Source organism: Curtobacterium sp. B8, assembly GCF_000333315.1.
Taxonomy (GTDB): domain Bacteria; phylum Actinomycetota; class Actinomycetes; order Actinomycetales; family Microbacteriaceae; genus Curtobacterium; species Curtobacterium luteum.
This window is the reverse complement of sequence record NZ_BACW01000569.1, coordinates 1-10926: the sequence shown is the minus strand read 5'-3', so window position 1 is coordinate 10926 and position 10926 is coordinate 1. Positions and strand designations below refer to the sequence as shown.

11 protein-coding genes are annotated in these 10926 nt (G+C 73.8%); 3 read left to right on the top strand and 8 right to left on the bottom strand.

The window, feature by feature from the left end; genetic code table 11:
• The 8 genes from I59_RS15495 to I59_RS15460 form a co-directional block, all read right to left on the bottom strand.
• Nucleotides 1-631: hypothetical protein (locus tag I59_RS15495; RefSeq protein WP_031274046.1), on the bottom strand; the 631-nt coding region annotated here is incomplete at its 3' end.
• A gap of 358 nt (nt 632-989) precedes the next feature.
• Nucleotides 990-1586, bottom strand: a complete 597-nt coding sequence (locus I59_RS15490) for an alpha/beta hydrolase (protein ID WP_022904650.1) — start codon at nt 1584-1586, stop codon at nt 990-992.
• Nucleotides 1587-1646: 60 nt separating this feature from the next.
• On the bottom strand, nt 1647-2624 hold the full coding sequence (locus I59_RS15485) for an AraC family transcriptional regulator (protein WP_022904649.1): 978 nt from the start codon (nt 2622-2624) through the stop codon (nt 1647-1649).
• Nucleotides 2625-2795: 171 nt separating this feature from the next.
• Nucleotides 2796-3212: an ATP-binding protein gene (locus I59_RS15480; protein WP_022904648.1), complete on the bottom strand. Its 417-nt coding sequence runs from the start codon at nt 3210-3212 to the stop codon at nt 2796-2798.
• The gene (locus I59_RS15475) at nt 3209-3547 is read right to left on the bottom strand and encodes an STAS domain-containing protein (protein WP_022904647.1); all 339 of its coding nucleotides are present in this window, start codon (nt 3545-3547) and stop codon (nt 3209-3211) included. Before I59_RS15475 ends, I59_RS15480 begins: the two co-directional genes overlap by 4 nt.
• A 58-nt stretch (nt 3548-3605) precedes the next feature.
• Nucleotides 3606-4832 carry a multidrug effflux MFS transporter gene (locus I59_RS15470; RefSeq protein WP_042726816.1) on the bottom strand — a complete coding sequence of 409 codons (1227 nt, stop codon included), beginning with the start codon at nt 4830-4832 and terminating at the stop codon, nt 3606-3608.
• Nucleotides 4833-5113: 281 nt separating this feature from the next.
• Nucleotides 5114-7771, bottom strand: a complete 2658-nt coding sequence (locus I59_RS15465) for a phosphoenolpyruvate carboxylase (RefSeq protein WP_022904645.1) — start codon at nt 7769-7771, stop codon at nt 5114-5116.
• Nucleotides 7772-7930: 159 nt separating this feature from the next.
• Nucleotides 7931-8599: a heme oxygenase (biliverdin-producing) gene (locus I59_RS15460; RefSeq protein ID WP_022904644.1), complete on the bottom strand. Its 669-nt coding sequence runs from the start codon at nt 8597-8599 to the stop codon at nt 7931-7933.
• Nucleotides 8600-8687: 88 nt separating this feature from the next.
• Here I59_RS15460 and I59_RS15455 point away from each other — a divergent pair, with 88 nt between their 5' ends.
• The 3 genes from I59_RS15455 to I59_RS15445 all read left to right on the top strand — a co-directional run bounded on the left by I59_RS15455 (nt 8688) and on the right by I59_RS15445 (nt 10722).
• The gene (locus tag I59_RS15455; RefSeq protein WP_022904643.1) at nt 8688-9533 is read left to right on the top strand and encodes a siderophore-interacting protein; all 846 of its coding nucleotides are present in this window, start codon (nt 8688-8690) and stop codon (nt 9531-9533) included.
• Between the two features lie 102 nt (nt 9534-9635).
• Entirely contained in the window at nt 9636-10142 is a 507-nt protein-coding gene (locus I59_RS15450; RefSeq protein WP_022904642.1) for a BLUF domain-containing protein, read from the top strand.
• 76 nt (nt 10143-10218) lie between these two features.
• Nucleotides 10219-10722 (top strand): GIY-YIG nuclease family protein, encoded by a 504-nt coding sequence (locus tag I59_RS15445; protein WP_042726815.1) that lies wholly within the window; start codon nt 10219-10221, stop codon nt 10720-10722.
• The last annotated feature ends 204 nt before the right edge of the window (nt 10723-10926 follow it).

The window sequence follows — 10926 nt, the reverse complement described above, 5'->3', positions numbered from 1 at the left end:
CGGAACGCGCGCGACGGTCGGCCTCGGCGGCGGCGTCGGCGAGCAGGTCGGCGAACACCGAGCGGGCGAACTCCCGGGCGGCGCGGACCTCGGGGTCGTCGAGCCCGGCGACCGTGGCCTCCCACGCAGCGAGGCGTGCGAGGTCCTCGTCACGACGGCGGACCTCGTCCTCGAGCAGCACGATCCGTTCGATGGCGGGTCGGCCGGTGGCGGCGTCGACCTCGACGGCGAGGTCCTCGATCCGGAGCGCGAGGCGCGTCGGCGGCTCGGGGAACGACGGGGTGCAGGCGGCGTGACGCGCGCGGTCGCGGGGGCGGCGGAAGGCGGAGTCGGCCTGGATTGCGGGCGCGGTCTCGTGCGCGGCGTCGAGTGCAGTCTCGTGCGCGGTCTCGTGCTCGGCGTCGGGCACGGTCTCGTGCGCAGCGACGGCTCGGTCGGTGCCGTGAGCCGGATCGGTCGTCGGGGTGGTGTCGGTCGCGGCGTCCGGTCGCTGGACGGGCCCGGTGACCGGCGGGACCACGAGGTCCGCGAGGTACGGGGCACGCGTCGCCGGGGCGTCACGGAGCCACTCCTCGAGCTCGCGGCCGAAGGGGTCCACGAGGGGGGTGCGTGCGCCGGACTGCGTCTCCATGCCCGAACAGTAAATATCGGGACGTCACACCGCGGGGAGATCCGCGGAGTGTCGCGAGATCCGCTGCCATATCGCGCCGGACGTGAGCGGCGTGTCGCAGGTCGGGTGCGCTTGCCCGGCCACGCGTCGGCGTTGCCGTGGCGCCGGGTCGTCGGGCGGCTCGCGTCCGTACGGCCGGAGTCGGTCGCAGGACGTGCCGTGCGCGCCCCGAGTCGGTCGCAGGACGTGCCGTGCGCGCCCCGAGTTGGTCGCGCAACGGGTCGGGCGCCGCAGAGCGAGCGGCACGTCGTGCCACCAACACGCCGACCCGGCAGCGCGCAAGAACGGCAGCACGCAAGGACGGCTGCGTGCGCCGACGTCAGGCCGACCGGACGTCCTCCGCGCCGGCGGACCGGGCCGAGCCGTCGATCGCGTCCAGCAGCGCCCGCCCCTCGTGCCACCAGCCGACGCCGGCGGCCACGTTGACGTGCTGCACGGCGCCGATCCGGTGCACCGTCGCGCCGAGCACCGTGGCGAACTCGATCGCGCGGTCGGCCGAGCAGTACGGGTCGTCGTCGCTCACCACGAGGCGGACGTCCTCGACGTGGGACACGCCGGCGGGTGCCGTGAACCCCCGCGCAGCGTCCGGGAACCCGGGGCCGTCGGGGTCCGGCGGCGCGACGAGCAGCGCGCCGGCCACCGGGTGCGTCGACGCCTCCGGGCTGGCCAGCCATCGCGCTGCCGCGAGCACGCCGAGACTGTGCGCGACGAGGACCGGCGGCTCGTCGGTCGCTTCGACCGCCCGTGTGATCGCCGCCTGCCAGTCGTCGGGCTCCGGTTCGCCCCACGATGCCGGGAGGATCCGGACGACCCGGCCGTCCTCGGCCTCGCGTGCGGCTTGCCAGCGGGACTGCCAGTGCTCGGGGTCGGAGTTCCAGATGCCGGGCACGATCACCCACGGTCGCGGTCGCTGCACGAGGGCAGCGTACCCGGAGCCTCGATCCCGTCCGACTGTGTGACGCGCGGGGGCAGCGGGTCAGTTCTGCAGCGTGTCGCGCGGGTACTCGTCGAAGCGTCGCGCGTACGCGGCGGAGAACCGACCGAGGTGCGCGAACCCCCACCGCACGGCCACGGCGGCGACGGTGGTGTCGCCGGGACGTGCTCGTCGGAGCTCCTCGTGGATGCGGTCGAGCCGGATGCCGCGGAGCATCGCGTTCGGTGCGGTGCCGACCTGGCGCTGGAACGCCTGCTGCAACCCGCGGACGCTCAGTCCGACGTGCTCGGCGACGTCGGTCGTCGTGATCGGGGTGTGCGCGAACGCGTGCATGAACTCGATGGCGGACCGGACGCGACCGGTGGCCCCCTGCGGGAGCGGCACGTCGGGGGCGAGGACCGTGTGCGGGAAGGTCCGGAGCAGGACCTGGGCGGTCTGCCGGGTGGTCTCGGCGAGTGCCAGCGGCGTCAACGGCGCCGGCCCGAGGACGATGCGGGCGGCGCGCTGCACGTGGGCGTTCCAGGCGCGGAGGTCCTCCGTGTCAGGGGCGTGCGCGTGGTCGAAGACCAGGGCCCCGGGCTGGGTCCCGTGCACCTCGGCCGCGACCCGCTCGAGGTACTCGCGGTCGATCTGCACCAGGCTCTGCCGGAGGTCGGCCAGGTCGAACACGAAGGGCCGCCCGGTGGGGAACATCATGGGCGTGCGGGGCCCGAAGGCGACCTCGTCGCGACCGACGTCGACGAGCCCGCCGCCCTCGGCGGTCCACATCACCACGTACTCGTCGCGCACCTCGACCTCGCCGGACATCCGGCCGTCGAAGCGGGTCGAACGGAACGTCATCGTGTCGTCGCCGACGACCTTGAACCGGAAGCCGAACGTCCGGTCGGTCCGTGTCGCGGAGAACCCCGCGCCGTCGTAGGCCTCTTCGTACAGCCGCACCGCTTCGTCCGGGTGCGAACCCGCGACGTCGAAAGCCGATCTCGGATCGAGATCGGGCCCTGCGTCACTGGCGGTGCTCATCAGGCGAAGCGTCGCACGGAGACACGGCGATCACGCAATCGGCCGTCGTGGCTTTGCGGGAAACGGCTCGGCGAGTGCGGCCGCCGGACCAGCCGAGCGATGCTCGCCGGGAGAGCGTCCGCCGCCGACGATGCGGCTGCGGCCACTCGAGCCTGTCGGGCACCCACGCGCTCAGTCGTGCCGCGCCCGGTGCAGCGACCAGCGGTTCCGGTCACCGACCCGGTCGTAGCGCAGGTCGTCGACCACCATCTGGACGAGCGCGAGCCCGCGGCCGCTCTCCGCCAGGTCGTCGGGCAGCGCCGCGGCACCCGGATCCACCGATGCCGGGGCCCCGTCGTCGGTCACCACGGCGGCGTACCCCTCGGCGGAGCAGGCGAGGTCGACCTGGCACGCGACGCCTCGGGCACGCCCGGCGTGCTCGATCACGTTCGAGGCCAGCTCGACGAGCGCCAGTTCGAGCGCCATCCGGTCCTCGGCGGAGACGGAGGGCTCGGCCTGCCACACCCGTGCGAGGAACTCGTGCACCGCCGTGACGTCGTCCGGCGGACAGTCCAACTCGACGCGGTGCGCGCCGGTCGCGGTGGTCACAGCCAGTCGGACACCGCGGCGTCCCCGTCCGGGTACGTCCGCAGGATCTTGTCGATGTTGCTCAGCTTGAGGACCATCTGCACCTGGTCCGAGGGCGCCGCGATGCGGAGGTCTCCCCCGGCCTGCCGTGCCGTCTTCAGCGACCCCACCAGGGCGCCGAGGCCCGAGGAGTCCATGAAGTCGACGCCCGACAGCTCGATCGCGAGGTGCGATCGTCCGCCGCCGACGACCTCGGCGACCCGCTCGCGGAAGACGGGTGCGGAGACCATGTTGAGCCGACCACTGCACTCCAGGACGGCCGTGTCTGCTGATGCCTCGTGTACGACGATGTCCATCCGGTGCGCTCCCCTTCGGTTCGTGCTCGCAACCTACCGGGTCGAACCTACCGGCCCGTCAGGCTCGCGCGCCCACACCGGCGCGGCGCGTGGCGACGAGTTGCACGACGACGGCCGCCGCCATGAGGGTCGCCATGACCGAACCCATCGCGAGCGCGGTCCCGCCGAGAGCACCGGCGAGGGGCGTGCCGAGCCCGCCCAGTCCGAACGTCAGCCCGCCCTGGAGCGCGGCCGCGGTACCGGGGTGCGCCGCCCCGACGTGCTGCGTCCGGGTCATGGCCGCGGGCAGGACGAAGCCCCACGCCGCGGTGACGACCGCCAGCGAGCACCACACCGGGACGGGCCCGAGTCCGAGGACCGCGGACGTGAGCACCCCGAGCGCGCCGAGCGTCCCGACGGCGAGGCCGAACGCGAGCAACGTGTCCTCGGAGAACCGGCCGACGACACGGCGGAACACCAGCGTCGTGACGATCATCATCGAGGCGTTGGTGGCGAAGACGAGCGTGTACAGCCCCTCCGAGAAGCCGTACTGCGTCTGGAACACGAACGAGCTCGTCGCGATGTAGGCGAAGAAACCGATCGTCGACAGCACGCCGGTGAGCACGTACGCACGGAACCGGCCGATCGCAGTCAACTCCCGGATCCGCGCCCAGTTCGCCGCGAGGCCGACCCCACCGCGGCGCTCGGCGGGCAGGGTCTCGTGGAACCCGGTCACGACGAGCACGAAGAAGACCGCACCGAGCACTGCGAGCACGACGAACATCACCCGCCAGCTCGCGACGGTGAGCACGGCTCCCCCGGCCAGCGGCGCGACGACCGGCCCGATCGCGTTGATCGCCGCGAGGGTGCCGAACACCTTCGCCGTCCGCGGTCCGTCGGTGACGTCGGACACCATCGCGCGCCCGGCCACGGCCCCGGCGGCGCCGGCGAGCCCCTGGAAGACCCGGGCGACGACGAGCGTCACGACGTCCGGCGCGAGGGCACAGCCGACCGAGGCGACCGCGAACACGGCCGTCCCCAGCAGGAGCATCGGTCGCCGCCCGACCCCGTCGCTCACCGGCCCGGCCAGGAGCTGCCCGACCGCGAACGCCACGAGGAAGGCCGTGAGTGACAGCTGCACCGCGCTCGGGGTGGTCGCGAGGTCACGCGCGATCGCGGGCAGCGCCGGGATGTACATGTCCGTCGCGAACGGCGAGACGCCGACGATGAGCGCGAGCGGCACGATCGGGGGCAGGCCGCTCCGCGGGGTGGTCCTGGTCCGGTTCCGGGTGCGCTCCGTCGTCACGGCGCCCACGGTACGCCGCGTCGAATCGATTCGACAAGGGGCAGCGGCCGCTGTGGCGCGCGCTGGGAACGACGCGGCCGTCGTCGTGCGACAGCGGCGGTGTCGTTCCGCACCGGCAGGGACCCGCGGACGACGCGACCGTCTGGAGGCCCGGCGCGCGCCCGGCGGACCGGCACCGCGCCTCCAGGCGGTCGCCACGCGACCCCGGGACGACGGAACGCGCGTCGTCCGACGGGTGTGCCGTCGCGACGCGCGCGTTCCGTGTGCCGGGCGGGGCCCGATCAGCCGGTGTTCTGCAGACCGGCGGCGATCCCGTTCACGGTCAGCAGGAGCAGACGGTGGTCGCCGTCCGTGGGGTCGGTGCTGCCGCTCGTCCGGATCGACCGGAGGGCACGGAGCTGCAGGTGCGAGAGCGCGTCGACGTACGGGCTGCGGAGCCGCACGGCGCGGGCGAGCACCGGGCGGTCCTCGAGGACGTCGGCACCACCGGACACGCGCAGGACCCACGCCCGGGTGCGGCGCATCTCGTCGAGCACCTTCGCGGCGAGGTCGTCACGGTCGGCCAGCTCGAGGTAGCGCTCGGCGATGTACTCGTCGGTCTTCGCCAGCGACATCTCGACGTTCTTGATCATCGCGCCGAACAGCGGCCACTCCGCGTACGCGCGGCGGAGGGCGTCGACGTCGCCGACCGCCTCGAGCGCGGACCCGAGGCCGTACCAGCCGGCCAGGTTGATGCGCGCCTGCGTCCACGAGAACACCCACGGGATCGCGCGGAGGTCCTCGAGGGACTCGACGCTCAGCCCACGGCGGGCCGGACGCGACCCGAGCGGCAGCAGGCCGAGCTCCTCCATCGGGGTGACGCGGGCGAACCACGGGGCGAACCCGTCCGCCTTCACGAGCTCGTAGAACGCCTGCCGCGAGACGTCGTCGAGGCGCTGGGCGAGGTCGGCGAACTCGGTCGCCGCGGCTGCGGTGCGCCGCTCGTTCGACGGCGAGGAGGCGAAGAGCGTGGCCGAGGCCATCTGCTCGAGGTGTCGGGCGGCGATGTCCTGGTCGCCGTACTGGGCGAAGATGACCTCGCCCTGCTCCGTGAGCTTCAGCCGACCGTCGATCGAGCCCGGCGGCTGCGCGAGGACGGCCTCGTTGGCCGGGCCACCGCCGCGGCCGAGCGAACCGCCGCGGCCGTGGAACAGCGTGAGCTCGACGTCGTTCGCGGCGGCCCAGTCGGCGATCCGGGCCTGGGCGTCGTACAGCGCGAGGTTCGCCGACACCGGGCCGACGTCCTTCGACGAGTCCGAGTAGCCGAGCATGACCTCGAGCTTCCGGCCGGTCGCGGCGAGGCGTCGCTGGAACGGCTCGGTGCGCACGGCCTCGTCGAGGATGTCGACGCTGGCGTGCAGGTCCGCGAAGGTCTCGAACAGCGGGATGACGTCGAGCACCGGCGCGGCCTCGGCCGAACCGAGCGCGGCGACCGCGAGCTCGTGCACGTTCGCCAGGTCCGCCGCGGACTGCGTGAAGGACACGATGTACCGACGGGCAGCCCGGACGCCGAAGCGCCCCTGGAGCTCGGCGATGGTCCGGAAGACCGCGAGGACCTCCTCGGTCATCGGGCTCAGCTCCCCGCCGGCGCGGATCTCGGCGAGGGCGTTGCGGTGCACCTGCGAGTGCTGGCGGACCTCGAGCTCGGCGAGGTGGAACCCGAAGGTCTCGACCTGCCAGAGGAGGTTCTGCAGCTCGCCGTGCGCCGGACGGACCGCGCCGGCCGCGATGAGCGACGTCTGGATCGTCCGGAGGTCGGCGAGGAGCTCCTCGGGACCGGCGTAGGCGATCCGCTCGTCGCGGCGACGGGTCGCGCGGATCCGCGCCGCCACGAAGAGGAGGGCGCGCCGGTGCGTCTCGTTCGGCGCGCGCACACCGATGCGCTCCGCGACCGCCGGGTCGAGCCGCTCCTGCTCGGCGACGAGCGCCGTCAGTCCGGCGTCGGCCGGCGTCTCGCTGGCGTCGAGGGTGAGGGCGCTGCCGATGCGGGTCGCGGCACGGGAGAGTCCGAGCAGGATGTGCTCGGACGCGGTCTCCGCTGCCTGCCGGGTGACCTCGGCGGTGACGTGCGGGTTGCCGTCGCGGTCGCCGCCGATCCAGGTGCCGAAGCGGACGAACGCGGGCGCGACGACCGGAGCGCGGCCCGCGTCGTCGCCCTGCAGCCGGTCGTCGAGCAGGCGGTACACCTGCGGCACGATCTCGAACAACGTCTGGTCGAACACGCTCATCGCGGTGCGGACCTCGTCGAGCGGGGTCGGGCGCGTGGTGCGGAGCGGCGAGGTGCGCAGGAGCGTCGTGATCTCCTCGAGCAGCCGCCGCTCGTTCTCGGCGCGCGCGGTGGCGTTGCGGGTGCGGTCGCGCTCGTCGATGAGGTCCGTGATGCGACGGACCCCCGTCGTGACCGCACGGCGTCGGGCCTCCGTCGGGTGCGCCGTGAGGACCGGGTGGAACCGGAGCCCCTCGAGTCGGGCGGCCGCCTCGTCGGCACCGACCTGCTCCACGAGCGACGCGTACGTCGCCGGGAACGAGTCGCCGGGGAGCCCGCCGTCGTCGCCGCGCTGCCGGAGGACGCGGACGCGGTGGTGCTCCTCCGCCAGGTTCGTCAGGTGGAAGTACGTCGTGAACGCCTGGGCGACCGCCTCGGCGCGCTCGGCGGTCATGCCCGCGACGAGCTGCTCGGCGCGCGCGGCGCCCTCGGTGCCCGCGCCCTCGTAGGCGTCGATCACCGCGGCCCGCAGGGTCTCCACGTCGTGCAGCAGGTCGTCGCCGCCGACCTCGCGCAGCACCCGCCCGAGCAGGTTGCCGAGGTAGCGGACGTCGGCGCGGAGGTCGCTGTCGACCGCTCCGCTGACGTCGTCCCTGGCGCGTCCGTGACGCGTCTGGCCGTCGATCGCCGTCATGTCGTCCTTTCCGGGTCGGCCGGGGTCCCGCCCCGGTATCCCAGCAGCGTACTGGCCCGTCGGCACGGGTGACGACAACCGTCCGGACGGAGCAGCACCGGGCCCACGGCACGCGACGGGAGCACCCCTGCGTCCGGTGTGTGCCGCGACCCCGGCGGGTCAGTGGTGGACGGCGGGGGCCGACGGCACCCGGAGGGCTTCGAGCTCCGCGAGCAGCCGACGGTCCAGCGCGTGTGCGAGCTCCACCTCCGCGATGACCCGCTCCTGCTCGTCGGCGTCCCACGGAGCCCGGTCGAGCTGCTCGCGGTAGGTGTCCTCGAACGCGGCCGGGTCGGCCACCTGCTCGCAGATCCAGAAGAGCACGCCGTTCGTCTCGAAGCCGAACCGGTCGCTCAGCACGGTACCGATCGCCCGGCCGCCGGACAGGTCGCCGAGGTACCGCGTGTAGTGGTGCGCCACGAAGCCGCCGGGCCAGGTCGCGGCGACCTCGTTCAGCCGTCGGACGTACGCCGTGGTCGCGGGCAGCGGGCACACGAGTTCGGACCAGTCCGGCCCGACGAGGTACTCCAGGTCGGCACGGATCGCCGGCATCCGGCTGCGGTGCTGCGTGACGAAGGGCGCGACCACCGGGTGGTCCGCCATCCGCTCGGCGGCGCGCTCGAGCGCCTCGTACACGAACGCGTACTGTCCGAGGAGGTCGGCGTGGTCCGCGACGTCACAGGTCCCCGCCGCGAGGTCGCGGAGGAGCCCGTCACCCGTCGAGGAACCGGGCGACCGCCGGGTGCGGCGACGCAACAGCTCCGAGAACGGCGTCACGGTCGTGTCCATGAGGTAAGGCTAACCTCACCTCCTGGACAGTCAAGCGCCACACCGAGGAACCGAGACCTCGACCCGAACGAGAGGAGACTCGTCCCCGATGAGTCCCAAGCCGAACCGCCCGCAGCACGTCTTCGTCGTCGACCACACGGAGCGGCTGACCCCGCACATGGTCCGGGTCCACCTCGGTGGACCGGCCTTCGACGACTTCGTGGGCGGCGCCGACCCCGAGCGGCTCGCCGCCACGGACCGCTACGTCAAGCTCCTGCTCGCGAAGCCGGGGCTCGGCCTGGAACCGCCGTACGACCTCGACGCACTCCGTGCCACGCTCCCGAAGGCGGACCTCCCGGCACGTCGCACGTACACAGTCCGGAAGGTCGACACCGCGACCCGGACGATCGCGATCGACTTCGTCGTGCACGGCGACGAGGGTCTCGCGGGACCGTGGGCGGCGGGCGCCCGCCCCGGCGACCGGCTCGCGCTGTCCGGCCCCGGCGGCGGCTACGCGCCGTCCACGGACCCCGCGGTCACCCACGTGCTGCTCGGCGACGACAGCGCCCTGCCCGCCATCGGGTCCGCCCTGGAGGCGCTGCCCGACTCCGCCACGGGCGTCGCCTTGGTCGAGGTGGGCGGTCCCGCCGACGAGCAGCCCGTCGCGCACCCGACCGGTGTCGACCTGCGGTGGCTGCACCGCGACGCCACCGGCGCCGAGCCGGGCACGCTGCTGCTGGCGGCGGCGCGCGGTCTGGAGCGTGCCTCCCGGCCGGTGCAGGTCTTCGCGCACGGCGAGCGGAGCGCGGTGAAGGCGATCCGACGGCTGCTGCAGGACGGCTGGGGACTCGAGAAGTCGGAGCTGTCGCTGTCGGCGTACTGGGCGCTGGGGCGTGCGGAGGACCGGTTCCAGGAGGAGAAGCGGGAGCCGGTGGGGGTGATCTTCGAGGAGTGAGCGGCGACGACGAGCGGGGAAGCGGCGGGGCGCGCCGTCCCGACGGTGCGGAGAACGGACGGCAATGAGGGTCCGCCGACACGTCCCGGGTTGGATGGGGGCATGTCGAACGATCCGGTCCCCTCGACCACGGACGGGCCGCTGCTCTCGCTCGTGTACGCCAGCCGTGCGGTCGTCGGCTTCGGCCTCGACGACCTCGACCAGCTCCTCGAGCACGCCCGGACGGCGAACGAGTCGGCGGGCATCACCGGTCTGTTGCTCTTCAAGGACCACCGGTTCCTGCAGCTCCTCGAAGGGCCGGAGGCGGCGGTGCGCGACAAGATGACGTACATCACCGAGGACCCCCGCCACGACGACGTGACGGTGCTCCTCGAGGAGCAGGTGCCGGAGCGGCAGTTCCCGGGGTGGACGATGGGGTACGCCACGGAGGACACCCTGCAGCACGCCGACCTCCCGGGGTACCGGACGACCTTCGACGACATCGACTTCCTGCCGGACGACCACGAGGCCGGGCCCGTCGTGCCCGCGCTGCGCGAGCTGATCCGGTGGTTCCGGGTGACCCGGCCGGGTGGGACGGCGCGCGCGACGGCGGTGCCGTCCCGGGCGTGACGGTGGTCCGTGTGAGACTCCGCACGTGACGACCTGCTGCGCCCCCGGGTGCGCCTCCCCCGCGACGGATGCCTCCGTGCCGGTGCCCCTGTGCGGCGTGCACCACGAGTCCGTGCTCGACCTCGAGCCGGGTGGGGTCGAGGACGTCCTGCCCGGTCCCTGCCCGCTGTGCGGGTCGCGGGTCGGCGTCCGGTACCCGGGCGGCTCCGTGTGCGCCGTCTGCGAGTGGCGATGGGGCGAGGTCCCGGACGGTGACCTCGCTCCCCCGCGCGTCGACGTCGTCTACTACCTGCGGATGCGGGACGCGAGCGGTGACCGCATCAAGATCGGGACGACCGCGAACCCGCGCCAGCGACTCGCGGCGATCGCGCACCAGGACCTCCTCGCGTTCGAGCGGGGCGACCGGACGGTCGAACGACGCCGGCACGCGCAGTTCGCGGCGACGCGGTACCCGGGCACCGAGTGGTTCCGGACGACCCCGGAGCTGCTCGCACACGTCGGCGCGGTCGGAGCGGGCGTCGGGGACCCGTGGGAGCTCCTGGCACGGTGGCGGAGCGAAGCGCTGGCGTTGCGGGGCTGACGGGGTCGCCGGGTGGCGGGGTCGATCGGCCACCGGGCTGGCCGGGACGGTCGACCGCTGCGGGTCCGCGCCTGCTCAGCGGGCGTAGGCGTCGACGAAGAGCGACCCGCGGAGGTCGCGCAGGGTGTCGACGAGCTGCTCGACGGTCCGCTTCGAGATGCCCGACACCTGCAGGTCGTACGGCCCCAGCGCGGCAGGCGCCCG

Bases quoted from the DNA above. Each gene is read 5' to 3' on its own strand.
- I59_RS15465 (WP_022904645.1), bottom strand. From the start codon at position 7,771: ATGACGGCGATCGACGGCCAGACGCGTCACGGACGCGCCAGGGACGAC.
- I59_RS15450 (WP_022904642.1), top strand. From the start codon at position 9,636: ATGTCGAACGATCCGGTCCCCTCGACCACGGACGGGCCGCTGCTCTCG.
- I59_RS15475 (WP_022904647.1), bottom strand. From the start codon at position 3,547: ATGGACATCGTCGTACACGAGGCATCAGCAGACACGGCCGTCCTGGAG.
- I59_RS15460 (WP_022904644.1), bottom strand. From the start codon at position 8,599: ATGGACACGACCGTGACGCCGTTCTCGGAGCTGTTGCGTCGCCGCACC.
- I59_RS15455 (WP_022904643.1), top strand. From the start codon at position 8,688: ATGAGTCCCAAGCCGAACCGCCCGCAGCACGTCTTCGTCGTCGACCAC.
- I59_RS15485 (WP_022904649.1), bottom strand. From the start codon at position 2,624: ATGAGCACCGCCAGTGACGCAGGGCCCGATCTCGATCCGAGATCGGCT.